Raw genomic sequence first — 23,918 nt, forward strand, 5'->3', positions numbered from 1 at the left:
CCTGGCTGAGGAATCCGCCGCACCGGCGGTACGCCCAGCAACCATGGAGCCAGCCGATGTATCTCCGACGTGGTCTCAGCAGCGCCGCCCTCGTCGTGGCCACGACGTCTGCATGTACGTCTCCACTGGCAACAGGCGAAGACGGTGCAACTCTCACCGAGGCTGGCGCAAGGAGCGCGATGCTCGTGGAGAGCGATCTTCCCGGCGAGTGGCGTATGGCGGAGGCACCTGCCCGTAGCGACAGCTCGAACTCAGACTCAGGGGGCCGGGAGTCCGAGTGCGGCCAGGCCACAGGCCAGGTGCTGGAAGAGGCCTCGCGCTGGGCCGATGCCGATGTCGCCGTCGAGGGGACATGGCAGTCATTCGGTGGTGACATGACGCTGAAGCAGGAGATCGTCGCCGACCGTCAGCTCGACGCTAGTCCCCTCGTCGCGCGTCTCGTGCGGCAGGCTCACGAGTGTTCAGACGTCCTGGTGGCTGCTGACGGCATCACCGTCGAGTCGCATCTGCGTAGCTGCAGCCTCAGCGGGGGCGTGCGAGGCGTACAGATTGTGCAGGCATGGGCCGCGAGCGACGGTCGCTCCGGCTCAACACGGCTTGCGTACGTCGACGCCGGCCATGCCCTGATCGTCATGAAACTCACGGGTGGAGATGACGACAGCACCTGCGACCACGCCGTCTTCGACCCCGTGGTCACCGCGGCTGCGGCAAAGCTCGCCCGATAGCGGTCAACGGCGCAGAGTCCGCAAGGCCTGGACCTTCACCTGGCGCTCTGGACTCGGTAACAGGTCGGTGCCGTATCCAGCCCGGCCGAGCATCACGCGACTGGGGATCAGGACCGCGGCGGGATCTGATTGGAATATCGACAGATCTTGAACGCCGGCCTGGTCGGGTTCGGCGAGGTACGGCTCGCAGCCCTGATGGGACTCGTGACTGCTCGACAGGCTGGCTCTCGTTCACCCACGGCCTCTACGGCGCCTTGCTGCTCGCCTTCGTGCTGCTGCGGGCTGTCGAGGCGTCGTTCCTGCTCCGTTGATCCCCGAGTCCGGAAACCGTCTTCGTAGCGATACGCACGGATCAGTCACGGATTGAGGCGCCGCACCGAATGTCTGAGATGTGGCCCGCCACGTCTCACTGGGAACGCGGGCGCGCTCGCTGCTCGTCTGCTTGGTCGCTGCTCGACGAAGGTTTGCTTGGCGGGCCGTGCAATGGTGGCGGCGTGAAGATCCCCGTTCCCGACGTTGCCCTTCGGATGCTCAGCCGCCAGCTCGGCGGCCCGGCAGGGCCACTCGGTGCCGTGGTCGCACTCCTCCTCAACAAGGGCAATCGCACTGCAACCGAGTCCGCCGTCAATGTCCTCAAACTCGGAGGAAACGAGACGGTGGCCGACATCGGCTTTGGCGGCGGCGTTGGGCTCGATCTGCTTCTTGCGGCGGTCCCGAACGGACGTGTGCAGGGGATCGAACCGTCGACCGACATGCTCGCGCGTGCACGCCGGACTTTCACGAATGAACTGCGGTCGGGACAACTCGTCCTGCATGAGGCGGCGATGTCGTCGCTTCCCATCGCCGATGCGACTCTCGGTGGCTGGATCAGCCTCAACACGATCTACTTCATCGCTGACCTGGAACCCGCGTTCGCTGAGCTGGCACGGGTCCTTGCTCCAGATGGCCGCGGCGTTCTTGGCGTTGCTGATCCGGACTGGATGGCCGCTCAACCGTTCGCCAAGCATAATTTCACGCTGCGCCCGATCAACGATGTCATCGGCAAACTCCGAGAGGCAGGATTCGTCGTCGAGCGGCTCGAGGTTGACCGTGATGGATCTACGTACAGCCTCCTGGTCTGCACACGCTGACCATCGCACCGCCGGACCCCTCGTCAGGTGAAGCCGCGAGCGAGGTGGGTCTGGGGGTCAGAGGAGGGGAAGGCCGACGAAGGTGAAGGTGTCGTCCATCAGGAGCTCTGCTCGACCTTGCTGCCTGATCTCGAGCAGGACAACCAGGACAACCAGGACGACCGCCACCGCGATCGTGATCTGGCGAGCGCGGGGTGACCAGGTCACCCGGAGTGTCGGCCAGCGGCCGGTCACGAGGGGGTCTGGCGACGGCCGCGATCACGCCTGCGACGAGGGTGCAGGCAACGGTGGTGCCGACAAGCGATCGATCGCTGGAGTACGTACGAGACCGAGGCACGAGAACTACCTCGCGGACGCAAATGGATGAGAGGAGATGAGAACTGACAGATACGGGTCGCCTGCGGATAGTGCGGCATGTCACGTCGTGGTGTCAGGGTTTCTTCAGGCTTGGCTGTTAGTTTGGCTGCGCCGGACCATCAAGGATGATGACGCAAGGAGGCGTATGGGCTCGCGGGCTGACTCGGCGTTCGCCTCCCGTTTCCGTTCCTTCCCGTTCTCTGGGGCTCGGCCGCGCGTAGTGGTTGCTTTGGTGGCTGCCATGGTGTTTGCGGTGCACCTGCTGAGCATGCACAGCGGGCATCACGGCGATGCCGGTCATGACGTGGCGGGGTCGGTGGACGAGTCCACAGCGCTGTCGGTGGCCCATGCGGATGGGGTTGATCGTGGGTCGGTCGAGCATGATCACGACTGGTCTTCTGATCAGCCCTCGGTCGGCGACGGCGGCCCCGCTGGTGAGGTCGACGTCCTCAAGGTCGAGCACCCCCATGGCGAGGTCGAGTGTGGCGAGATCACTCAGTCGCGTCTTGGGGTCGCTGCTTCGGAATTGATTCCGGCGCTGGGGTGCCTGTGGGTAATTCCGCGTCAGGTTGGTCTCATCGAATCGCAGCGGCCTGCCGATCTGCCGCGATGGACCCCGCATCTCGTTCGCGAACTCGGCGTGCAGCGGGTGTAGGAGCCGGTGTCGTCTCTTGACGACGCCCTCCTACCCCTCTTCAAGCACTTTCGACTTCATGAACGAAGGAACTTTGGCATGCCCGAAAACATCCACAACTCCCTCACCACGTGCGTCGGCAACACTCCCTTGCTGCGTCTGGGACGTTGCTTCCCAGACCCCGATCGGGAAGTGATCGCCAAGCTCGAGATGCTCAACCCTGCGGGGAGTATGAAGGACAGGCCGGCCCGCTTCATCATCGAATCTGGACTGGCCTCAGGTGAGCTGCGACCCGGGATGCGACTGGTGGAGAGCACCTCTGGGAACCTCGGGGTCGCGCTGGCGACGATGGCCAAGCTTCACGGGTTGGACTTCACCGCCGTGGTCGACCCCAAGACCACCTCGACCAACCTTCGGCTCCTCCAGACGGTCGGCGCGGATGTTGAGCTGGTGACCGAGCGCGACGAGAGCGGCGGCTACCTGCACACTCGGGTACGGCGGGCACAGGAGCTGGCTGATGCCAGTTCGGACAGTGTCTGGGTGAACCAGTACGCCAACGACCTCAACTGGCGCGCCTACTACGAGACGACAGGACGCGAGGTCCTCGACGCGATCCAGAGCCCGGTGGACTACTTGGTGGCGGCCGTGTCCACCACGGGTTCGATCCTGGGGCTGGCCCGGCGCCTTCGAGAGCGCTATCCCACGATGCAGGTGGTGGCTGTCGATGCGGTCGGGTCAGTGATCTTCGGCTCGCCCGCTGGTCCGCGTGAGATCCCCGGATACGGCGCGAGCCGGGTCCCGGAGCTGCTCAGCCGCACTGAGATCGACCACGTGGTCCACATCGACGATGCCCGAGCTGCCCTGGGCTGCCGGCACCTGGTTGCCACCGAGGGCGTCCTCGGTGGTGGTTCCTCCGGCGCCGTGGTTGCAGCCATCACGCAGTTCCTGCCGACCACACCGCCCGGCAGCCGCATCCTGACGGTACTGCCGGACCGGGGGGAGCGCTACCTCGACCTGGTCTATGACGACCAGTGGCTCGAGATGGTCTCCACGGTTGGTGGCGCATCTGATCAGCGACTGGATGTTTCCACTCGAGCATGACTGAGCACATGACCCTGCGGCGGACAGACATGGGACTGCTGTGGGTATCCCAGTTCGTCAACACCGCCGGGCTGATGGCACTGGTGCCGATCATGCCGCTGTACATGGCTTCACTCGGCGCCTCCGATGCCACCGTCGGGGTCTGGGCGGGGGCTGCGATCGCGGCTCCCGCCCTCCCACTGGCGATCACCACGCCGCTGTGGGGCCGGCTGGGTGACCGTATCGGTCCCAAGTGGATGGTCGTCCGCGCCTTGGCGGGCCTGTGTCTGGCGATGGCTCTGATGGCCGCCGCCGGCAGCCCGCTGGCGTTGCTGGCCGCCCGTATCGTGCAAGGCACATTGGGCGGGGTGGTCGAGGCTGCGGCAGCGTACGTCGGGTCGGCTGCCTCCGAGGGGAGCCGGGGGCGCGCGCTTGGCCGCTCCTACAGCGCCACTGCCGCCGGCGCCCTGACCGGCCCGGTCGCCGGCGGCACCCTGGTAGCGACCGGCGACCTCAGGCCGCTCCTGATCGGGATCGCCCTCGCGGCACTCCTTCTCGGGGGCATCTGCACGGTGCGGTTGCGGAATCCCCACGATGCAAGGCGAGCGTCCGTCGGAGCAGAACCTGCGCGTGCCGCTCTCGTGTCCATGTGCGCGCGTATCGGCTGGATCCCGTTGACGGCGGGCTTTCTCGCCTTCTTTGGCGTCTACGGTCTGATTCCGATCTATACCGCCTTCGTCACCGAGCTGGTGCCGGAGCCGCAACAGGCCGGGCCGTGGGTCGGAGGACTGCATGCGGTGATGTGGGGCGGCACCCTGGTCGGCTCCCTGTGGTGGGGCAAGGTCAACGACAGAACCGGCCTTCCGCTGCGCACATTGGTCATCGCGAGCGGTGTCACTGCCGCGACCGTCCTCATCCAGGCGACGGTGGGCTGGTTGCCGGCACTGGTGCCGCTGCGGTTCATCCAGGGCTTCTGCTTCGCGGCGTTGGCACAGTCACTGATGTTGTACGCATCCCAGAAGGCCGGCCATCACGAACGCGCCGGGTACGTCGGTGCCGCCAACAGTTTCCTGCTCGGTGGGCAGTTCCTCGGCCCGCTCATGGCCGGGGGCGGGATGGCGCTGCTCAGCCCGACCCTCGGCGTGCTGATCACTGGGATCTGTGTGGCCGCCGCGGCCCTGCTCGTTTCGGCACCTGCGATCGCATCTCCCCGATCCGGCAGCTACGCCGCCCGGACGTCAGCGGCGCCGTCTGCCTCGGGGCGCCGGCGTAGCCGGTCGAGCGGTCGACATGCAGCCCCTCGCCGGTCGCGGTACCGTCAAGGGCGCCGGACGGGGAGGCGGGTACGCGGCGGAACTCCGGGTCACGCCCCGGCCGCCCCACCACATGCCGTACCTGACCGGTCGCGCCAACCCCGTCCGAGCGTGGGCCGACGAGTCTAGTCTTCGTCCGCTGGAGTCGCACGCTGGCAGGCGGCGAAGCCGACCTTGGCGTGGGTGCCGTCGCAGAACGGCTTGTTCTTGGATTCGCCACAGCGGCACAGGAAGATCGTTCTGCCGGTGCTGAAGCTGTTGCCGTCGTGGTCGACGAGCTGCGCTGGGCCCTTGATCTGGAGTGGCCCGTTGTCCACCGTCTTGATGGTGGTGGGCTTGGCCTGGTTGCTGGGCTGCGGTGCCGAGCTGTCGGTCATATGCGGTGCTCCTTCTGCGTCGCTGGTCCGGTCTGCCGCGGTTAGACATCCGTACCTTAGGGGGGTATGGTTCCTTTCACCGCGACCGGCATACCATACCGGGGTATGGTGTTGAGGCAAACGAAAAGACGGCACCAGCCCAGCAGAGGAATGAATATGGAAAGCCACGAGCACCAGAACGAGCACGGCTACACGCATCGACAGGACGACTACCTCAAGCGACTGCGACGCATCGAGGGCCAGGTGCGCGGCCTGCAGAGGATGGTCGAGGAAGAGACGTACTGCATCGACATCCTCACTCAGGTATCCGCGACGACGAAGGCACTGCAGTCTGTCTCCCTCGCCCTGCTCGATGAGCACCTCAGCCACTGCCTCGTGCAGGCCGCCGCCGCAGGCGGGACGGAAGCCGACGAAAAGATCAAAGAGGCCTCCGACGCCATCGGCCGCCTGGTCCGCTCCTGACCCACAGACTTCGACCGCACAACCAGACCACTACCCCTAAGGAGTACCCACCATGGCCAGCGGAGCCCACACCACCAACTTCACCGTCGTCGGCATGACGTGCAGCCACTGCGTCGCTTCGGTCACCGAAGAGGTGAGCGAAGTCAACGGCGTGACCGATGTCGACATCGACCTCGCCACCGGCCGACTCACCGTGACCGGCGACGCGCCGCTCGACGAAGCCAGCATTCGCTCGGCCGTCGATGAAGCCGGTTATCGCGTCGCCGACGCCAGCTAGCCACAGCGCGGTGCGCGTTCCGCGGCATCGCCCTCAACAGCAGTACCGACTTGGTCCCGACTAAGGAGCCTCCTGTGAAGACCTCTCTCAAGCTCGGCGGCTTCATCGCCGCCCTCGCTGCCATCCTTGCCGCCTCGTTCGGCGTAGGCAACGCCATCGGGCCCATCGGCCAAACCCCGCAGGCCACCAGCCACTCAGGAGATGACATGAAGCACGACGCAGGCCGCGTAGAGACCGGTCACGAAAGCACGGGCAGTGGCGCCAGCGGTCACGCCGGCCACGGCGGAGCTGCTTCCAAGCAGCCCGGCGGGCTGATGATCTCCGAGCACGGATACACGCTGGACCTGGACTCGACGATCCTGGCGGCAGGGCGTACTCCGGTGAAGTTCCGGGTGACCGGCCCAGAGGGTCAGCCCGTCACCGATTACGAGCCCACCCATGACAAGGAGCTCCACTTCATCGCCGTTCGGCGAGACATGAGCGGGTTCCAGCACGTACACCCCACCCTGGCCACGTCAGGTGATGAGGCGGGCACCTGGTCGACCGAGCTCGATCTCACGCCCGGAGCATGGCGGGTCTTCGCCGACTTCCGCGCCACCGAACACGGCGAGACCATGACGCTGGGCGGCGACGTGTCGGTCGCAGGCACCTACCAGCCGGAGCCGCTGCAGCCGGTCAGCCAGACCGCAGAGGTCGACGGCTACACCGTCACGCTGAAGGGGCGGGTCGTCCCTGGCGAGTCCTCCGAGCTGACACTGACGGTGAGCCGCAACGGGCAGCCAGTGACCGACCTGCAGCCTTACCTCGCTGCCTACGGTCACCTGGTGGCGCTGCGCTCGGGAGACCTGGCCTACCTACACGTCCACCCTGACGGTGAGCCCGGCGATGGCACCACCAAGCCCGGCCCGGACATCACCTTCTTCGCAACCGCCCCGTCCGCCGGACCGTACCGCCTCTACCTGGATTTCCAGCACGACGGCGTGGTCCGCACCGCCGAGTTCACCGCCCAGGCCGGCGAGCCTGTCCCGGCGCCGCGCGAAGGTAGCGCGACTGAGCCCACTGCGCAGCCCAGTTCTGGCTCGAGTGGCCACGGCGACCACAACCACTGACTCAACCAACAGACCTACGCAACGAGAACGTCAAGCATCCGGTGAGGAAGGAAAGACCATGAGTGCGCTCAACGACGTCACACCTGAGGGCGGTGTCCCCGGCAACCAGGTCGAGCTTGCGATCGGTGGCATGACGTGCGCCTCGTGCGCGAACCGCATCGAGCGGAGGCTGAACAAGCTCGAGGGTGTGACCGCCACGGTCAACTACGCCACCGAGAAGGCAAAGGTCACCTACGCCGACGGCATCGAGCCGACTGCGCTGGTCGAGACGGTCGAGCAGGCCGGCTACACCGCGCGGCTTCCGGAGCCGAAGGGTACGTCGAGCCAGGCATCGGCTTCGGAGACTGGCGCCGAGGACGACTCGGTGCGCGCCCTGCGCAACCGGGTGGTTGTCTCGGCGGTCCTGAGCGTGCCGGTGATCGCGATGGCGATGATCCCTGTGCTGCAGTTCAACTACTGGCAGTGGCTCTCGTTGACGCTCGCCGCCCCTGTGGTGGTCTGGGGTGCTCTGCCCTTCCACAAGGCGGCCTGGGCCAACCTCAAGCACGCCACCTCGACCATGGACACGCTGATCTCCATGGGCACGCTGGCAGCGCTCGGTTGGTCCCTGTATGCGCTGTTCTTCGGCACCGCCGGTGTCCCGGGTATGACGCACCCGTTCGAGCTCACCATCGCCCGCACCGACGGATCCGGCAACATCTATCTCGAGGCTGCTGCAGGAGTGACCACGTTCATCCTGGCGGGTCGCTACTTCGAGGCGCGCTCGAAGCGCAGCGCGGGCGCCGCGCTGCGTGCCCTGCTCGAACTGGGTGCGAAGGAGGTCGCGGTCCTCCGCGACGGCACGAGCGGCCCTACCGAGGAACGGATCGGCATCGACCAGCTGGCAGTTGGTGACCGGTTCGTCGTCCGCCCCGGGGAGAAGATCGCCACCGACGGCCGGATCCTCGAAGGTTCCTCAGCCGTGGACGCTTCCATGGTGACCGGTGAATCCGTGCCGGTCGAGGTCGGCCCCGGAGATCTCGTGGTCGGCGCGACCGTCAATGCCGGCGGCCGGCTCGTGGTCGAGGCCACGCGGGTCGGTGCCGACACCCAGCTGGCGCAGATGGCCAAGCTGGTCGAGGACGCCCAGAACGGCAAGGCTCAGGCACAGCGACTGGCGGATCGGGTCTCGGGGATCTTTGTGCCGATCGTGATCGGCCTGGCTGCGGCGACCTTCGGGTTCTGGGCAGGCACCGGCGGCGGGATCGCCGCCGCGTTCACCGCGGCCGTCGCGGTGCTGATCATCGCCTGCCCGTGCGCGCTCGGGTTGGCGACGCCGACCGCTCTCATGGTGGGTACGGGGCGTGGCGCCCAGCTCGGCATCCTGATCAAGGGGCCCGAGGTGCTGGAGTCCACGCGCAAGGTCGACACGATCGTCTTGGACAAGACCGGCACCGTCACCACCGGTCAGATGACCCTGGTTCGTACGGTCGTGGCCGAAGGCGAGGACGTCGATGAGCTGTTGCGGTTCGCCGGCGCCCTCGAGGACGCCTCCGAGCACCCGATCGCCCAGGCCATCGCCAAGGGCGCGGCTGCGCAGGTCGGTGACCTCCCTGCGGTGGAGGACTTCGCCAACATCGAAGGCCTGGGCGTGCAGGGGATCATCGTCGAGGGGGAGGTCTCGCACGCCATCCTGGTGGGACGACCGCAGCTGCTTGCCGAGTGGTCCCAGCACCTGACGCCGTCCCTGGAGGCGGCGATGGCTGAAGCCGCCGAGACGGGCCAGACCGCGGTCGCGGTCGGTTGGGACGGCCGAGCTCGTGGGGTTCTGGTCGTTGCCGACGCGATCAAGCCGACCTCTGCCGAGGCCATCGGCCAGCTGCGCGGCCTCGGGCTGACGCCGGTGCTGCTCACCGGCGACAACGCCGCAGTCGCCACGGCGGTTGCGACGGCTGTGGGCATCGAGGCGGGCCCCGACACGGTCATCGCCGAGGTGATGCCTTCGGAGAAGGTCGACGTGATCAAGCGGCTGCAGGAGCAGGGCAGGACCGTTGCCATGGTCGGTGACGGAGTCAACGACGCCGCGGCACTCGCCCAGGCTGACCTCGGTCTGGCCATGGGCACCGGCACGGACGTCGCGATCGAGGCCTCGGACCTGACGTTGGTCCGCGGAGACCTCCGCGCGGCCGCCGACGCGATCCGGCTCTCTCGGCGGACCCTCGCCACCATCAAGGGGAACCTGTTCTGGGCGTTCGCCTACAACGTCGCCGCCCTCCCGCTGGCAGCCGCTGGACTGCTCAACCCGATGCTCGCTGGAGCCGCGATGGCGTTCTCCTCGGTGTTCGTGGTCTCCAACAGCCTCCGGCTGCGCAGCTTCCAGGCAACCCACAGCGACACCCGAACCAGCACCGACCACATCGCGGAGGCATCCCGGCCAGAGCCGGCCAATGCCTGACCACCGAACTTCTGGGCCGCCCGAGACCTTCGAGGACCCAGAGGGCCTGCTCCGCAGGCTGGACCCACACAACAAACCGGGCCAACACGGCACGGAATCCAACAGGAAGGTTCACCCATGGCAACCAACGCCACCTACACCGTCACCGGCATGACATGCGGCGGATGCGCAGGAAAGGTCACCGGCCAGGTCGAGCAGATCCCAGGCGTCCTCGACGTCGACGTCGACCTCGCTGCCGGCGAGATCACCCTCACCAGCGAGAGCGACATCAGCGATGCGTCTGTGAAGCAGGCCGTCGAAAAGGCCGGCTACAAGCTCGCTTCCGCCTGAGACCGCACGAGTCGTAAGGCTCAGGTACCCCGGCCCGACCCGCGTTGTCAGCGTTCGCGCGGCGAAGGGCCGGGGGTATCGAATCCACGAAGAGTCGCGCTGCTGGAACAGTCAGAATCACCGCACCGGTGGCCCGCCCCATCACACAGCGGGACGCAGCGCCGATGCGCTCGCCCGACTGGACCGTGGCCGGACAGGCCAGGGACAGCGACTCGGGCCAGATTGTCTTCGAATGAAACCACGACGCCAGGCCATGGAAGCGGCCCGGCCTGAGAAAGGGTTAGAACCATGGGGTTGTTCGCGATCCGTGACTACAGGCGACTGTTCAGCGCGCAGGTGATCGCCTTGTTCGGGACCGGTCTGGCCACGGTCGCGCTGGGTCTTCTTGCCTATGACCTCGCCGGTCCTCGCGCCGGCGCGGTGCTGGCAACCGCACTGACCATCAAGATGGTGGCCTACGTCGTGGTCGCACCATTAGCGGCCGCCTACGTCGACCGGCTGCCCCGGCGCTTGTTCCTCACCATCCTCGACCTGGTCCGTGCCCTGGTCGTCCTTGCCCTCCCATTTGTCACCGAGATCTGGCAGATCTACGCGCTGATCGGTGTCCTACAAACAGCGTCTGCGGCATTCACGCCCACGTTCCAGGCCGTCATCCCTGACATCGTCACCGAAGAGGCCGACTACACGCGCGCCCTTTCTGCCTCGCAGGTTGCCTACACCATGGAGAGTCTGCTGAGCCCGGTGCTCGCGGCAGTCGCACTCTCGCTCATGTCCTTCAACCTGCTGTTCCTCGGCACCTCGCTCGGGTTCGCCGCCTCCGCGCTGCTCGTACTCTCCACCCGCATCCCCAACGCCCGCCCGAGCGCGCACGTCAGCGCTGTGGACCGGGTCGTCTCCGGGATCCGGACCTTCGCCGCCACGCCCAGCCTGCGCGCAGTGATGGCCCTGAACCTTGTGGTCGCGGCCGCCGGATCCATCGTCGTCGTCAACACCGTCAACTACGTCCGTGACGTGCTCGGTGGAACACAGTCCGACGTGGCCTGGATGCTCGCAGCCTCAGGAACCGGCACCCTCCTGGCAGCCCTCGTCCTTCCCAGAATCCTCGACCGCACCGGGGAACGGATCGTGATGCTCACTGGCGCTACCGTGCTGGTCATCGCAGTCGCCGCTGCCCTGGCGACGGTCGCGCTGAATCTCGCCCTTCCGCAGCTCACTGCGGTCATCTGGGTCACGATCGGCGGCGGGATGGCGCTCATCATCACCCCGACCGGCCAAGTGCTCCGACGCGCGGTCGAACCCGACGCCATCCCCGAGGTCTTCGCTGCTCAGTTCTCCCTCTCGCACCTCGCCTGGCTGATCACCTACCCGATCGCAGGATGGGTTGCCACCAACGCCGGGTTCCCCACCACCTGGACCATCCTCGCCATCCTCGCCGCGATCGGCGCCGTCGCAGCACCCGCCCTGTGGACCCGCGAAGAAGCAGCAACGGAAGTCGAGCCGGTCAGCGAGTTGTCCGGCGCCACGGATCGCGGCGGCGTCGATGTGCTCGTCCGTACGGCTGCGGAGACCGCCGAAGGCACTCTCGCCGCCTGCCAGTGCTCATGCGTGCACGCCGTGTGAGTCCGTCACTACCTGGGCCGGTGCCTGCCTGCAACTGAGGCTCACATAGTCCAGGACATGGTGTTGACCGTCGGGCCCTAGTCGCTCCCGGACCCGGCGGTCTTCCCCTGGAGGTGCAGAGACTCCGCGACGAGCTTGACCAGGTGGTCGATCGCGCTCGCAGACCGTGCCTGCCCGGCGGCTTCGAGTGCGTGCAGGCTGTAGGAGGCGAGTTCCTCGGCCGCCAAGTCAGTTCGCACCTGCCCGCGGTCCTGTGCGTCTCGCACGGCCTTGGCGAACAGGGTCGTCACATCCGCACTGTTGCGCGCGTGCTCGTCGCCACGGTGGACCAGGCCATGCAGTTCGGCCGTGGCTGATGCTCCCCGGTGGAAACAGATCTGTGCGTAGCCCCGAAGCATCGCATGCAACCCAGCTCCGGCAGAGGATGCCTCGTTATGGAGCGCTTCGAGGTGGGAGAGGTGCTGCGCGACGTGCTCGGCATGACCGGCGACGAGCATCTCGTCGATGCCGTGAAAATACTTGTACAGCGTCGCGCGGCTGATGCCCGCCTGCTCGGCGACCAGGCCCATCGTGATTCCACGGACACCCCGCTCGCGGGCGAGCGCCCAAGCGGTCTCGAGGATCGCTGTTCGCACGTCACGCCGGTGCTCTTCGACGGTGTCCTTCCAGAGCTTCGGCATGATTCAACGATACGCCTTGTCGCAGACCCAGACACCATGCACACTAAGGTAGACAGAATGTCTTACAAAACGAGGAGCGCGCGATGACGCCCGGCGACAACCAGACCCCGACCGCTCCCGGTGAACACGAGACACCCCCAGGCATGCCGTCGTGGGTCAAGTTCCTCATCGGTGCACTGCTGGCCGTGATCCTGGTCGCCGTGCTGGCGATGGTTCTAGTCGGCGGCGACCATGGTCCAGGACGTCACAGCGGCGGGATACATTCCGCGCCGGCAGCGGACGAGGCGGCCCGCGGGGTCAGCCTGTGACTGTCGGTCCGCGCATACGCCGGCTACTCCTGGCGGTGCACCTGAGCTGCTCGGTCGGCTGGATCGGCGCAGTCTGCGCCTACCTGGCACTGGCCTCCGCCGTGCTGGCCACGGATGATCCCGCGGTCGTCAGAGCAGCCTGGATCGGTATGGAGCTCGTCGGCTGGTACGCGATCGTGCCGCTTGCGCTCGGGTCGCTAGCCACCGGCGTGCTGATGGGCGCGGCGACGAAGTGGGGCCTGCTACGCCGCTACTGGGTGCTCATCTCGCTGGTGAGCACGGTCGTACTCACCGCCGTCCTCATCATGCACATGCCCGACGTCACCGCCGAGGCTGATCGGGCGCGCACGCTCGACGAGGAGGGGCTGCTCGCGATGGGCAGCGACATCGCACACGCCGTCATCGGGCTCGTCATGCTCATCGGCGTCCTCGTCCTGAACATCTACAAGCCTCGCGGCCTGACGAAATACGGGTGGCGCAAGGAGCAGGCGGCGCGTTCCCGTGCCGCAACGACGCGTACAGCGACCTCAGCCTGAGGGAACTGGTCAGCCCAGGTTCGCGATCAGATCGCGGCATGCCAGCTCGCACGATCGGCACGCCTCGGCGCAGGCGCGGCAGTGCTCATGCATGTCGGCGTGACGCGAGCACTCGTCACCACAGGCCTTGCAAGCCGTCGCACAAGCCTGCAGGAACGTCCTGGTGATATTGGCGTCGTATCCCGTGTGACGGGACAGGATGTTCGCGGTCGCCGAGCACGCGTCGGCGCAGTCCAGATTGCTGCGGACGCACTTGGTCAGGTCAGCGACGTTGTCTTCGCTCAGGCAGGCATCCGCGCACGCAGTGCAGGCCTGGGCGCATTCGACCAGGCTCTGGATCGTCGCAGCGAGCTTGGCGGTGTCGATGCCGCCCAGGTCCTTGGGGTAGGTCTTCAGCATCTGCTCGACGGTGTGCATGGCACTCCCTCTCGTCAATGGCACGGTTGTCGACGAGCCAGGTGGCCCGATGCCCAAGAGGTACCCCGTCGGTGGCCGATCCATGAGCGCCATGCTCCCAAGAGTCGCCGAGGTCAGTGTCCAACCAGATCCACCCGGACAGGCCAGGGATCCGGGGCGGCTAGTAAGTCTTTTGGCTTGGTGCAGCTTGCCGGCCCGTCGTCGGCTAGCCGACGTGCGGGTAGTCGAGGGTGTGGCCGGTCTCGAGGTTGACCACCGCCATCCGCGTGCTTATGGGTGCGGTGACGAAGTGGGCGCTGCTACGCCATCACTGGGGTTCGTCTCGCTCGTGGGCACGTTCGTGCTCATCGCCATCCTCATTCTGCATATGCCAGATGTCACAGTTCAGGCTGCTCGGGCACGCTCACGCTGGGGCGGACGGGCAGCGACCTCCTGCACGCGGTCATTGGGCTCCTCTTGCTCATCTGCATCCTCGTGCTGGACATCTCCAAGCCCTCGCGGGGGTGACCAGATATAGCTGGCGCAAGGATCTGGCGGCGCGCACACACGGGTTGAGGGTGGGACGGGGCATAGTAGTCCAGTCGCCATTCGTGTTCAGACAAGGACTGACATGCCGTACGTATCCATCGCCATTCCTTTCTTTCGGCTCGAGGTCGAGCGCCACGATCGCCATTGGTGGCTCACTGCCCTGGCTTTGGCTGCGCTCGGGATAGCTGTGGCCATGGCGCTCTTCGGTCTGCCGCCTATCGATCTCCATGGCCCGCTGCACAAGTTCGGGATCATGGATCCGCTGTGCGGAGGTACCCGCGCCGCCCGCTACACCGCTCAAGGCAATCTGGTCCAAGCCTGGCGGTACAACCCTCTCAGCATCCTCATCGTTGGCGGTGCCGCCCTCGCGGTCTTGCGCACCTTTGTCGGGCTCATCAGTCGTCGGTGGGTAACGTTCGGGTTCGCATGGACACCTCAACGGCGCCGCTGGATGATTGGCGCCGGACTCCTCCTGCTGGTGCTACTCGAGATCCGCCAGCAGATGCGTGCGGATCTGCTCACGGCTGGCACGGACATGTGGCGTTGACAGAGATCGGTGGGTAGTCACGGCCCGCCGTGACGGTTGCTGCGCAAGCCCCGCAAGCACCCGGGCGTCGATCACGACGCCCACCTGGAGGCGCTGCGAGACGGCATCGCCGGCTACGACCGGGGCGTCGTCTCGAATTGCCCCTTGGCGTGCGAGCAGCCATCTCGAGACCTATGCGCGAGCTCGGGTTGACCGGCAGGACGCGCCCGACTGTCGAGCTCACGCGATGGAAACCTCGCTGCCTGTTGGCACACGCGCCCGACGGGGCGTGAGAAGCAGACCGAAGACCATTCCGAGTGTGGCCCACATCAGGCCCAGCTGCGCGAGGTAGGCGATCCGGAAGTCCCAGATCAGTTTCGCGGGCATATCGCTGGCGATCTTGTCCGGCGTGCCTGGAGTGAGCGCGAACACGGCACCGGCGACCGAAAGAAAGGCCGCCACCACGAGTGTGGTGCGCACTGGCGCACTCAGGTCTCGTGAGGCGAGGAACTTGTCCAGCTCGAACGCCCCCAGCACCAAAGCCAGCGCGATCAGGATCGTCAGGACATAGATCAGCGTCCGCTGATTGACCGTGGCCGGGTCGCCAACTGCGGGTGGGTTGCCGGGGATCTTCAGCGCCGGCGCAAGGGTGAAGACGCCGAAGGCGAGCACCGCCAGTACCAGCGAGCGGCCGTAGTCGGTCGCTGCCGGGAGCCGGTGCCGGACCTTGCCGAACACGATCGCGAACACCACGCCAAACAACAGGCCAACGACAAGGCCGGTGGCCATGCCGCCGAGCACCTGACCGGCGCGGGAAACGAGCGGCTCCTCCATCTCGCCCTTACGGTGGCCGGACATGGCTCGGGCGTTGCGGGCGTCCTCGATGACGAGGGCTTTGCGGAGCAGAGGCTCGACCACGAGCCACATCATCAGGGCAGCGGCGCAGCCAGCTGCGGCTCCGGCTGCGGCACCGCGGCGGAGTAGATCTATGAACCCCATGTCAGTGGCAGGGGACGCCGAGGGCGTGGCGTGCGTCGTGGGTGAGCTCGTGCAGGTACTGGCCCTGGGCGGCGCCGAGAAGGGCGCCGTTCTCCTGCGTGAGCATGAACAAGGTGAACAGGGCGGCTGCGGCAAGCAGCCAGGCCCAGGCCGGCACCGTGGTGACGGCGCTGGACGGGTTGGTGGGGTTGGTCATCGTGACCCCTTCTTTCCACGAACCTCGTGGACGATGCCGCAGCCGGTCTCCTGGCTTCCGGATCAACGCCTTCTCCTCGCCTTCCCAGCCCGGCGGGCCAGTGGCATGGGTGAGGAGGGGCTTCCCGGTCACAGTGGCGAGGACCACGTCGGACTTTCACCGACTTCCCGTGCACTGCGGCGCCGCTACTATCGCACATAGTCGAAGGCCGCACAACGAGCGTTCACGGAGTGCGTCCCTGGCCGACGTTCGCTGCCGAGAGGTTCCAGACCCAGTGCGTGTCGTCGAGGCCCACGACTCCTAGCCGTGTCCTGAGGTGCAAAGTAGAGGGTCTGTTCGTGGCTCCACGCCTCCATCACTGCCGCTGACACGGGCTCGGCGCGCGTTCGGGGGCTCCAGGCCAAGAGAGGCTGGCTCGATGTCGGCCCTCATCTGGGTTGCCAGGTACGTCAGGGTCTGTCACCGCGACAGGGGGATGGATGACAGGCGGTCTCTGCGTCCTGAGGTCGGTCGTTGGGTCGGTCCTTGGTGCGCCAGGACAGGGCGACGAGGAGGAGCCCGCCTCCGACGATGAGCGTGTCGGCGAGGTTGAAGGTGGGCCACCAGCCGGTGTGTAGGTAGTCGGTGACGTGACCGTCAGCGGCGCGGTCGATGAGGTTTGCGAGAGCGCCGCCGAGCACGGTGGCGAGCGCGCTGCCCCATAGCAGGGAAGCTGTAGGGGCCGTTCGCCATAGCGCGACGGCGACGGCGGCGGTGATCACGGCCGTGACGGCGACGACGGTCCATGCCGGCGCGTCGGCGGCGAAGGAGAAGGCGACCCCTGGGTTGAAGGCGAGCTGGAGGTCGAGCGGTCCGCCCATGATTGGGTTACCTGGCAGGACGTGCTCGGCCCAGGTCTTGATCGTCAGGTCCGCTCCGGCAAGGACGATGGCGATGACCAGGAGTCCGATCCGGCGTCTGAGAGCGCTGACGCCAGCCTCGGCTGTGGCTTCGACAGGGGCGCTCACTTGCGGCCGTCCGAGCACGAGGAGTCGGCTTTGGTGGCGTGGTCGTCGTCTTCGCAATCGTCGTCGCAGACGAGTTCGCCTTCCCAGGCTTCCTTGCCTTCCATGATTGCGAATCCGGCGATGACGAACCCGGCAACCGGGTCGATCCAGGTCCAGCCGAGCAGGGCGAACGCGACCAGGCCGACGAAGGTGGAGACCGACAGCCATGCGCACAGTCGGGTCTCTGCGGCATCAGCAACCACCAGGCGAGAGTTCATCTCCAGCCCGGCTTTGCGCTTGGCCCGGGCCAGCCAGGGCATGATCACGATCGACAGGCCAGTCAGGGCGATGCCGACTACAGAGGTGTCGGGCCTCTCGCCACTGACCAGGTCTCGGACGCCCTCGACGGTGACGTAGGCAGCGAGTGCGAAGAAGGTGATCGCGATGAACTTCAGTGCCCGGCGTTCCTTGGCCTCGTCGGGCTCGCCGCCCTTGATCTCGGCCAGCAGGCGCACCAGGACAACCGTGGCGGCAGCGACCTCGATGGAGGAGTCGATGCCAAACCCGATGAGGGAGACCGCTCCGGCGACCGTGCCGGCGGAGATCGCAATGATGCCCTCGACGACGTTGTAGCCGATGGTGACCTTCGCGTAGCGAACCGCTCGGTGTGCTGCGGGTCCGGTGACGTCGGGGGTGGTGGTGGATGGGGTGCTCATCGGGTGGGCTCCTGGGGGTGGGTTCCGTAGGTGGGGCAGAGGTCGACGGCCTCGCCGGTGGCGGCGAGGAGTTGCTCGGCAGAGGCGAGCAGGTCCATCAGCTCCGGCCGCGCCAGGGCGTGCATGGTGGCGCGGCCCTGCGGGCGGGAGGTGATCAGCCCGCAGTCACGCAGACAGGCCAGATGCGCCGAGACGGTGGATTGAGCCAATCCGACACAGCTCACCAGGTCGGTCACCCGCGCCTCGCCCTCAGCAAGCCGCCGCAGGATCGCCAACCGTGCCGGGTCGCCCAATGACCGGAACAACGCCACGGCCGCAGACGGAGCCCCACACGACGTGGTGGCCGTGGAGCCGTCATCCGTGATATTCATCGTCATGGGACGATGATAACCACAGACCCCGATGACACCTATCACGGAGGTCGTGTCATGTTGATGAACCGGATCGAGAAGGTGGCGGTCAACAACCCGGCTCGCCGGGCTCTGCAGCGTTTCTACGAGGTCCCGGCCTTGCTGAAGTTGGCTGGCGGGCCTCTCCAGCCCGGATCGAGAGCGGTCGAGATCGGCTGCGGCTCCGGGTACGGCACACAGATGATCCTCGACCACTTCAACGCCGCATCAGTCGACGCCCTCGACCTGGACCCGGAGATGGTGGCCAAGGCCAAGACGCGACTGGCCGACCGGTCCGGCCGCGTCCGCGTTGAAGCCGGAAGCGCCACTGACTTGAACGCAGCGTTCAGCGCCGGCGATGGCGACTACGACGCGGCGTTCGACTTCGCGATCATCCACCACATCCCCGAGTGGCGGGCCGCGGTCGCCGAGATCGCCCGCGTCCTCAAGCCCGGAGGAGTATTCGTCTTCGACGAGGTCACCGCGCACGCCCTGGCCCGCCCCTCCTACCGCCTCCTCTTCGACCATCCCGACCACGACCGGTTCACGGCACAAGAGTTCCTAGCCGAACTGCCCCGCCACAACCTGGACGTGACTGGGTCGTTCACCAGAGTGAACGGCGACTACCTGCTCGGGGCGGCCCGCAAACAGAACGCCGACCGGGGCTGAGCACGATGGCGGTTGTTGGGCTGTTGCTGTTCGCCTTGTTCTTGGCGCTCGATGGCGGAGTACGGATCCTCGTCCAGCGACGTCGCACCGGGGAGACTGGGGTGCGCCGGCCGGTGGGTCTATTCCACTGGTGCGCACGACTGATCAGCGTGCTCGGCGGGCTGACCGCAGGTGTCGTGGCCCCGGTCGCCGACCTGCTCGGACTGCCCCCAGTCCCCGCCCTGGACCAACCGGCCCTGCGTGCTGCCGGCGCAGCGCTGGCAGGGCTGAGCATCGCAGCGGTCTTCGCCTGTTAGCTGGCCATGGGCGCCTCTTGGCGCACCACAGTCGACGCCACAGAAACGCCGGCGCTGGTCACAACCGGCCCGTTCCGGCTGATGCGCAATCCCATATACACCGGAACGATCGTGATGACGGCCGGCCTGGCCCTGACGGTGCCCAACGCCGTTTCCGCGGCGGGCCTGGCATGCATGGTCATCGGCGTCGAACTTCAGGTACGCCGCATCGAGGAGCCATACCTGGACCGCATCCACCAGGCGACCTGGCGTCGGTACGCCGCTCGAGTCGGCCGCTTCTTGCCCGGGATCGGCCGCCTCGACGGACATGGGCCGTGACAGCACCTCATGCCCGACGCCAGGAGAGGCGAGCAGCAAGCGCCCCTGGCCCACCAGCACGGCCAGGGCCCCTGACGGTGTCATGCGTGACAAGTCGCCGTGCGCTCGAGCGCCGGCTGGCGGCCGAGGCGGTTCACCGGCCGTCGAAGTCGCTGTCGTCGGCAGACGCGGTGGTCGCGCTGAGCAGCGGGCCCCCGACAACGGCGGCCCGCGAGAACGACGGAAAAACCGAGGCCGATTGCGGGGCGGATTGCGGGACGGATTGTCACGGGGATCTCCTGCGGGTCCGAAGCGGCAAGGTCACATGCCGCCGACCGCGCCGTGCCCAAGAGAAGGGAGTCCTCATCGAGACCTGCGCTCAATCGCGAAGCACAGTCCAGTGCCCCCGCACCTCGTCTGTCGTCTCACAACTGAGGGAGGGTCCGGACGCTCACCGGAGTCCTTCACTTCTATAGAGGTGAGGCTGACTCGGCGTGGCGGATCTCGATTCGCTCTTCGAAACGGCCCAACTTCCACGCGAGCAGGCTGATCGTCCAGACCACGACGAAGAGCCCGACCAGGAGATAGCCGACATACTGCAGGTCGAGCCGCGTCGCCCATGACAAGGCGGCGAGGTGGAACTGCTCGGCGAGCAGTTGCAGCAGGACGATGCCGCCGATCACCAGGGCGACCACGACCGACAAGGTCGTGACGGTCAGGTTGTAGTAGACCTTCCGGACCGGGCTGAGGAACGCCCACTTGTAGGCGTGGGCCATGAAGACGCCGTCGGCGGTGTCGAAGAGGGTCATCCCGGCAGCGAACAGGACCGGGAGCACCAAGATGGCATACCACGGCAGCGTGCTGGCCGCGCCGCCCGCGAGGACCAGGAGCGCGACCTGGGTCGCGGTGTCGAACCCGAGGCCCATCAGCAAACCGATCGGGTAAAGGTGGCGAGGCTTGGTCACCCGGCGGGTGGCTCGGTTGAAGAGCCGCGCCATGAGACCGCGTTGGTGCAGGTGGTGCTCGAGTTTGTCCTCGTCGAAGGTTCCGGCTCGCATGTGCCGGAACACGTGGACGATGCCGAACAGTGCGCTCAGGTTGGTCAGGCCGATCACGATCAGGAAAGTCCCGGCGGTAAGAGTGCCCACGAGACCGAGTGTGGTCTGTAACGTCGAGTCGTCGTTCTGCACCGGGCCGGCGAGCGCACTCACCCCGACCGCGAGCAACAGGGAAAGTCCGAAGACGACACTGGAGTGGCCCAACGAGAACCAGAAACCCACGCCGCTGGCGGGTCTGCCCTCACCCACCAGCTTGCGCGCGGTGTTGTCGATCGCCGCGATGTGGTCGGCGTCGAAGGCATGTCGGACGCCCAGCAGGAACGCCGTGACCCCGAGGCCCACGCCGAACACACCGGAACCGCCGACCCGGTACTCCTGCGGCGCGACCACCGCGATCAGGACGACCCAACCGACGAGGTTCAACACCAGGACCACGCCCGCCATCGCCAGCAGTGCGATCCGGTCACGGCGGCGGGCGGTCATCAACATGGCAGCACCTTATCGCGAATCACTTGCAGCAACATCCTCGTGGCACAGGCTGGACACCGAGGATCGACCGGATGGGCCGCTGGCTCGAGTCAGTGCCCAGCCAAATCGACACGAGCGGGCCACGGGTTGGCGGTGCAGCCGTCCAGTCCCTTGGTTTGTTGCAGCATCACCGGAGCAGGCACGCCATTGCCCGGGCATCCGACGTGCGGGTAGCCGAGCGCGTGGCCGGTCTCGTGGTTTACCACGTAGCGACGGTAGGCCGTCAGTTTGCTGGCGTAGCTGTCGGCGCCGAAGTGCCATCGCCAGGCGTTGAGTACGACATCGTCGCCGTTGCGGCACGACAGCCTGCCGTCGGTGTCAAGGGGAGCGCAAAGTTCGTCGGCGGTCTCGGGTGTGGCCAGGACGATCCGCAGGTCGGCGTGGCCGTCGACGCGTGCTAGCCGGTGCTCGGCAGCCCAGCCACGGTCGTCAGACAGTGTCGTCTCGACGAAACGAGCGACTTGCTTGGTCGTGTACGGCAGCTCCTTCTCCACCTCGACCCGGTATGTCGTCGCATCTTCCAAGGGGGCGGCTGGAGCGGCCGCGACCTCAAACCTCCCGGACCCGCGCTCGGGTATCGCCACCGGCGACGCTGGCGGTTCGCTTGGCCGGGGGACCGGTCCCGCGGCTGCGGCAACTTCGCCGTCGGGAAGCTCCGTGCCCGAGGTCGGCGAAGCCGAAGGCGGGGCGGCAACCGACGAAACTGGGGCGCGTTCACTCTTGTTGGCGGGTTCACCGTCGCGCGCCATCGCGACGAGCGGGAGGGTGATCGCCAGCGCCGTGAGAAGGACGGCGAGACCGGCGTGGCCTGCGGAATCCTCGGCCACGAGCCGGGCGCGGTGCGGTTCCCGGCATCGGTGAGATGCAGTTCGGTGCTTGCTCATCGTCTCGCCGACCTACAGGACCTGTTCCCAGGTGTCGCCGTTGTCGTCCGAGCGGAAGGCCTCGTCCGTGGTGGCGGCATACCAGCCCTGCTCGGTGATCGTGAATGCCGCCGGCTGCCCACCGAGCGATCCAGTCTCCTGCCACGTCTTGCCCGCGTCGTCACTGACCCGGACAACGCCATCGGGGCCAATGCCTGCGAGGCTGCCTTCCGCAGTGGCGTCGAGGTAGGCGGTGATGGGGCCGCCGAGCTCGCGGGTCTGTCCCGTGGACGTGTCGATGCTGATCAGCTGACCCTTGCCGGTGGTTGCGAACAGCTGGCCGGCTTCCTTGGCGGCGGCGACGCTGACGAGGTCGCCCGAGTGGATCTCCTCGAACCGCTCCCGGTCTTCGGTGCGGAGCAGGCGCTTGGTGGTGGCGTCGTAGGCGTAGAGGACGTCGCCGGCCGGTTCGAGGATGTGGAAGTCGGCCTCACCTTGCAGCGCGAGCGGTGTCCAGGTCTCGCCGGCGTCGGTGGACTCGATCAGCCCCAGGTGCGGAGGCAGGTCCTCGGTCAGGTCGGGGTGTCCGCTGCCGAGAAAGTGGCCTGGACCTACGACGGTGAACGCCATGGTGTCCTGCCAGCGGTCGGCGACCCGGGTCGGCTTGCCGTCGTCGGGAACGTGGAAGAGGCCGAAGTGGGTGGCGACGTAAAGGCTGTCATCGGCGGGGTCGATCCCGAGGCCGTGGATGTGGCCGACTGAACTCTCGTCCGCGGTGTTGTCGGTTGCGGCTGGGCTGGACTCCGAGTCGGCGGCGCAGGCAGTTGAAAGGAGGGCCGTTGCCACGGCGACCGCGATCGTGAGGCGGGAGGTTCGGTTCATGAGAATGCTCCGGTCTTGAGAAGATGCCGGGCAGGTGCGGGGCCTGCCCGGCTTGGATGACGGTCAGGACTTGAGTAGTGCCTGCATCGTCTTGATCTCCTCGGTCTGGGCAGTCTCGATGTCCTTGGCCGTAGCCTTGGCGTCAGGGAATTCGCCCTCGGCCTGCTCAGTCTGGGCCATCTCGATCGCGCCCTCGTGGTGCTCGATCATCATCGTGAGGAACATCTGGTCGAACTCGGCGCCAGAGGCGTTCTCGAGCTCGGCCATGTCCTCCTCTGACATCATCCCGGTCATGTCGTCCGACGACATGTCGCCGTGGTCCATGCCGGGCATGCCCTCATCGGGGACGTCCTCGCCCCAGCTCCCGAGCCAGCCGGTCATGGTCTTGACCTCCGGTCCTTGCGCCGCCTCGATATCAGCGGCCAGGTCCTTGACCTTCTGGCTCTCGGCTCGGGTCCCGGCGAGCTCTGACATCTCGACGGCCTGCTGGTGATGCAGAATCATCTGCTGGGCAAACGTGACGTCGGCATCGTTGTGCCCGGCCGACGTGTGGCCGTCATCCTCGCCGCCACGGACAGCGAGGATGAGAACAACGGCCGCGAGGATGAGCAGCACGGCCACGACTATGGCGGCCGTCAGGGTCTTACGCATGAGAAGTACTCCGTTATGTGATCTGGGTCTGGGCAGGCGAAAACCCGAGCCACCCCGAATGGGTGCCTCGTGGCCAGGACCTGTCAGCAGCGGATCACGCAGAGTTGCAGCAGATCGGGCGGATCACGGTCTCGTCCGTAGAGAACCGGCGTCGACCAAGTGGGAACCAGGTGCCTGAGGACCCGGATGCCGCGCCTCGCCATCAGTAGAGCGAAGCCCAAGATCAACCCGGTGAGGATCGCGAGACAGAGACCGAGGATGCTCCCACCTCCGTCGCTGCCAGGCATCTGGGAATCCGTGGCGCCGCGGGGGGCCGCGGTGGCCGGGGACTCGTCTACCGTTGTCGCGGCCAGTTCATGCGGTCCACCGTGTCCCGCGGCCATCACCACGCCCCCGCTCTGGGGCAAGGCGCCCATAGTGTGAGCGCCGGCGTGAGATCCCCAACCGTGCATCGACAAGAGTCCGAACAGCGCCACCGCAACCGCGGCAAACGCAAGGCGCGCGCCACCTATGTGCGTCGCCGTCCGGAGATCCTGCATGGCCTC

General features: G+C 66.8%; 31 protein-coding genes and 1 riboswitch. Of the genes, 17 read left to right on the forward strand and 14 right to left on the reverse strand.

Features of this window, described 5'->3' with window-relative positions:
• The first annotated feature begins 179 nt into the window (after positions 1 to 179).
• Both BJ988_RS08365 and BJ988_RS08370 read left to right on the forward strand, forming a co-directional pair.
• A complete protein-coding gene (locus BJ988_RS08365; RefSeq protein WP_179657606.1) occupies positions 180 to 725 on the forward strand; it encodes a hypothetical protein in 546 nt (181 codons plus the stop codon).
• Between the two features lie 494 nt (positions 726 to 1,219).
• The gene (locus tag BJ988_RS08370) at positions 1,220 to 1,855 is read left to right on the forward strand and encodes a methyltransferase domain-containing protein (RefSeq protein WP_343051535.1); all 636 of its coding nucleotides are present in this window, start codon (positions 1,220 to 1,222) and stop codon (positions 1,853 to 1,855) included.
• A gap of 57 nt (positions 1,856 to 1,912) precedes the next feature.
• Here BJ988_RS08370 and BJ988_RS08375 read toward each other — a convergent pair whose 3' ends face one another.
• Entirely contained in the window at positions 1,913 to 2,062 is a 150-nt protein-coding gene (locus BJ988_RS08375) for a hypothetical protein (protein ID WP_179657607.1), read from the reverse strand.
• Between the two features lie 382 nt (positions 2,063 to 2,444).
• Between BJ988_RS08375 and BJ988_RS08380 the strand changes: the two genes are divergently transcribed.
• The 3 genes from BJ988_RS08380 (at position 2,445) to BJ988_RS08390 (ending at position 5,368) form a co-directional block, all read left to right on the forward strand.
• A complete protein-coding gene (locus BJ988_RS08380) occupies positions 2,445 to 2,867 on the forward strand; it encodes a hypothetical protein (RefSeq protein ID WP_179657608.1) in 423 nt (140 codons plus the stop codon).
• A 78-nt stretch (positions 2,868 to 2,945) separates the two neighbouring features.
• Complete coding sequence (gene sbnA / locus BJ988_RS08385; protein ID WP_179657609.1) at positions 2,946 to 3,947, forward strand: 2,3-diaminopropionate biosynthesis protein SbnA; 1,002 nt, start codon at positions 2,946 to 2,948, stop codon at positions 3,945 to 3,947.
• Entirely contained in the window at positions 3,944 to 5,368 is a 1,425-nt protein-coding gene (locus tag BJ988_RS08390; RefSeq protein WP_179657610.1) for an MFS transporter, read from the forward strand. Before sbnA ends, BJ988_RS08390 begins: the two co-directional genes overlap by 4 nt.
• Here the strand turns inward: BJ988_RS08390 and BJ988_RS08395 are convergent.
• On the reverse strand, positions 5,365 to 5,616 hold the full coding sequence (locus tag BJ988_RS08395; protein WP_179657611.1) for a CDGSH iron-sulfur domain-containing protein: 252 nt from the start codon (positions 5,614 to 5,616) through the stop codon (positions 5,365 to 5,367). The two genes, BJ988_RS08390 and BJ988_RS08395, sit on opposite strands and share 4 nt — an antisense overlap.
• Before the next feature lie 156 nt (positions 5,617 to 5,772).
• On the opposite strand from BJ988_RS08395, the gene BJ988_RS08400 reads away from it, so the two are divergent.
• The 6 genes from BJ988_RS08400 (at position 5,773) to BJ988_RS08425 (ending at position 11,848) form a co-directional block, all read left to right on the forward strand.
• Positions 5,773 to 6,078: a metal-sensitive transcriptional regulator gene (locus BJ988_RS08400; protein ID WP_179657612.1), complete on the forward strand. Its 306-nt coding sequence runs from the start codon at positions 5,773 to 5,775 to the stop codon at positions 6,076 to 6,078.
• 52 nt (positions 6,079 to 6,130) lie between these two features.
• Positions 6,131 to 6,355: a heavy-metal-associated domain-containing protein gene (locus BJ988_RS08405; protein WP_179657613.1), complete on the forward strand. Its 225-nt coding sequence runs from the start codon at positions 6,131 to 6,133 to the stop codon at positions 6,353 to 6,355.
• A 74-nt stretch (positions 6,356 to 6,429) separates the two neighbouring features.
• On the forward strand, positions 6,430 to 7,464 hold the full coding sequence (locus BJ988_RS08410) for a hypothetical protein (RefSeq protein ID WP_179657614.1): 1,035 nt from the start codon (positions 6,430 to 6,432) through the stop codon (positions 7,462 to 7,464).
• A gap of 58 nt (positions 7,465 to 7,522) precedes the next feature.
• Positions 7,523 to 9,898, forward strand: coding sequence for a heavy metal translocating P-type ATPase (locus tag BJ988_RS08415; RefSeq protein WP_179657615.1), 2,376 nt, complete (start codon positions 7,523 to 7,525; stop codon positions 9,896 to 9,898).
• Positions 9,899 to 10,015: 117 nt separating this feature from the next.
• The gene (locus tag BJ988_RS08420) at positions 10,016 to 10,228 is read left to right on the forward strand and encodes a heavy-metal-associated domain-containing protein (protein WP_179657616.1); all 213 of its coding nucleotides are present in this window, start codon (positions 10,016 to 10,018) and stop codon (positions 10,226 to 10,228) included.
• Between the two features lie 288 nt (positions 10,229 to 10,516).
• Positions 10,517 to 11,848 (forward strand): MFS transporter, encoded by a 1,332-nt coding sequence (locus BJ988_RS08425; protein WP_179657617.1) that lies wholly within the window; start codon positions 10,517 to 10,519, stop codon positions 11,846 to 11,848.
• 77 nt (positions 11,849 to 11,925) lie between these two features.
• On the opposite strand, the gene BJ988_RS08430 is transcribed toward BJ988_RS08425, so the two are convergent.
• Entirely contained in the window at positions 11,926 to 12,528 is a 603-nt protein-coding gene (locus BJ988_RS08430) for a TetR/AcrR family transcriptional regulator (protein WP_179657618.1), read from the reverse strand.
• A gap of 83 nt (positions 12,529 to 12,611) precedes the next feature.
• Here BJ988_RS08430 and BJ988_RS08435 point away from each other — a divergent pair, with 83 nt between their 5' ends.
• Both BJ988_RS08435 and BJ988_RS08440 read left to right on the forward strand, forming a co-directional pair.
• Positions 12,612 to 12,836, forward strand: coding sequence for a hypothetical protein (locus BJ988_RS08435; protein ID WP_179657619.1), 225 nt, complete (start codon positions 12,612 to 12,614; stop codon positions 12,834 to 12,836).
• Complete coding sequence (locus BJ988_RS08440) at positions 12,833 to 13,372, forward strand: DUF2269 domain-containing protein (protein ID WP_179657620.1); 540 nt, start codon at positions 12,833 to 12,835, stop codon at positions 13,370 to 13,372. The genes BJ988_RS08435 and BJ988_RS08440 overlap by 4 nt, the downstream gene beginning before the upstream one ends.
• Before the next feature lie 9 nt (positions 13,373 to 13,381).
• On the opposite strand, the gene BJ988_RS08445 is transcribed toward BJ988_RS08440, so the two are convergent.
• Positions 13,382 to 13,789, reverse strand: a complete 408-nt coding sequence (locus BJ988_RS08445; RefSeq protein ID WP_179657621.1) for a four-helix bundle copper-binding protein — start codon at positions 13,787 to 13,789, stop codon at positions 13,382 to 13,384.
• A gap of 610 nt (positions 13,790 to 14,399) precedes the next feature.
• On the opposite strand from BJ988_RS08445, the gene BJ988_RS08450 reads away from it, so the two are divergent.
• Entirely contained in the window at positions 14,400 to 14,864 is a 465-nt protein-coding gene (locus tag BJ988_RS08450; RefSeq protein ID WP_179657622.1) for a DUF2752 domain-containing protein, read from the forward strand.
• A 219-nt stretch (positions 14,865 to 15,083) separates the two neighbouring features.
• Here BJ988_RS08450 and BJ988_RS08455 read toward each other — a convergent pair whose 3' ends face one another.
• The 5 genes from BJ988_RS08455 to BJ988_RS08475 form a co-directional block, all read right to left on the reverse strand.
• Positions 15,084 to 15,842 (reverse strand): CbtA family protein, encoded by a 759-nt coding sequence (locus BJ988_RS08455; RefSeq protein ID WP_179657623.1) that lies wholly within the window; start codon positions 15,840 to 15,842, stop codon positions 15,084 to 15,086.
• Position 15,843: 1 nt separating this feature from the next.
• Complete coding sequence (locus tag BJ988_RS08460) at positions 15,844 to 16,038, reverse strand: CbtB domain-containing protein (protein ID WP_179657624.1); 195 nt, start codon at positions 16,036 to 16,038, stop codon at positions 15,844 to 15,846.
• A gap of 23 nt (positions 16,039 to 16,061) precedes the next feature.
• Positions 16,062 to 16,232: riboswitch (cobalamin riboswitch) on the reverse strand.
• A gap of 255 nt (positions 16,233 to 16,487) precedes the next feature.
• A complete protein-coding gene (locus tag BJ988_RS08465) occupies positions 16,488 to 17,045 on the reverse strand; it encodes a signal peptidase II (protein WP_179657625.1) in 558 nt (185 codons plus the stop codon).
• Positions 17,042 to 17,740, reverse strand: a complete 699-nt coding sequence (locus tag BJ988_RS08470; protein WP_179657626.1) for a cation diffusion facilitator family transporter — start codon at positions 17,738 to 17,740, stop codon at positions 17,042 to 17,044. Before BJ988_RS08470 ends, BJ988_RS08465 begins: the two co-directional genes overlap by 4 nt.
• Positions 17,737 to 18,117 (reverse strand): ArsR/SmtB family transcription factor, encoded by a 381-nt coding sequence (locus BJ988_RS08475; protein ID WP_179657627.1) that lies wholly within the window; start codon positions 18,115 to 18,117, stop codon positions 17,737 to 17,739. The genes BJ988_RS08470 and BJ988_RS08475 overlap by 4 nt, the downstream gene beginning before the upstream one ends.
• Positions 18,118 to 18,174: 57 nt before the next feature.
• On the opposite strand from BJ988_RS08475, the gene BJ988_RS08480 reads away from it, so the two are divergent.
• The 3 genes from BJ988_RS08480 (at position 18,175) to BJ988_RS30130 (ending at position 19,412) form a co-directional block, all read left to right on the forward strand.
• Positions 18,175 to 18,798: a class I SAM-dependent methyltransferase gene (locus BJ988_RS08480; RefSeq protein WP_246321441.1), complete on the forward strand. Its 624-nt coding sequence runs from the start codon at positions 18,175 to 18,177 to the stop codon at positions 18,796 to 18,798.
• Between the two features lie 113 nt (positions 18,799 to 18,911).
• Entirely contained in the window at positions 18,912 to 19,094 is a 183-nt protein-coding gene (locus BJ988_RS30125; RefSeq protein WP_218860685.1) for a hypothetical protein, read from the forward strand.
• 6 nt (positions 19,095 to 19,100) lie between these two features.
• Complete coding sequence (locus BJ988_RS30130; RefSeq protein WP_218860686.1) at positions 19,101 to 19,412, forward strand: methyltransferase family protein; 312 nt, start codon at positions 19,101 to 19,103, stop codon at positions 19,410 to 19,412.
• A gap of 449 nt (positions 19,413 to 19,861) precedes the next feature.
• Here the strand turns inward: BJ988_RS30130 and nicT are convergent, their stop codons facing one another.
• The 5 genes from nicT to BJ988_RS30355 all read right to left on the reverse strand — a co-directional run bounded on the left by nicT (position 19,862) and on the right by BJ988_RS30355 (position 23,912).
• Positions 19,862 to 20,938: a Nickel transporter NicT gene (nicT, locus tag BJ988_RS08490; RefSeq protein WP_246321442.1), complete on the reverse strand. Its 1,077-nt coding sequence runs from the start codon at positions 20,936 to 20,938 to the stop codon at positions 19,862 to 19,864.
• A gap of 89 nt (positions 20,939 to 21,027) precedes the next feature.
• Positions 21,028 to 21,861 (reverse strand): DUF3152 domain-containing protein, encoded by an 834-nt coding sequence (locus BJ988_RS08495; RefSeq protein ID WP_179657629.1) that lies wholly within the window; start codon positions 21,859 to 21,861, stop codon positions 21,028 to 21,030.
• Positions 21,862 to 21,873: 12 nt separating this feature from the next.
• Positions 21,874 to 22,722, reverse strand: coding sequence for a F510_1955 family glycosylhydrolase (locus BJ988_RS08500; protein ID WP_179657630.1), 849 nt, complete (start codon positions 22,720 to 22,722; stop codon positions 21,874 to 21,876).
• A gap of 63 nt (positions 22,723 to 22,785) precedes the next feature.
• Positions 22,786 to 23,373, reverse strand: a complete 588-nt coding sequence (locus BJ988_RS08505; protein ID WP_179657631.1) for a DUF305 domain-containing protein — start codon at positions 23,371 to 23,373, stop codon at positions 22,786 to 22,788.
• A gap of 83 nt (positions 23,374 to 23,456) precedes the next feature.
• Positions 23,457 to 23,912: a DUF6153 family protein gene (locus tag BJ988_RS30355; protein WP_281365473.1), complete on the reverse strand. Its 456-nt coding sequence runs from the start codon at positions 23,910 to 23,912 to the stop codon at positions 23,457 to 23,459.
• Between the last annotated feature and the right edge of the window lie 6 nt (positions 23,913 to 23,918).

This window comes from Nocardioides panzhihuensis (genome assembly GCF_013408335.1).
GTDB classification, from domain to species: Bacteria; Actinomycetota; Actinomycetes; order Propionibacteriales; family Nocardioidaceae; genus Nocardioides; species Nocardioides panzhihuensis.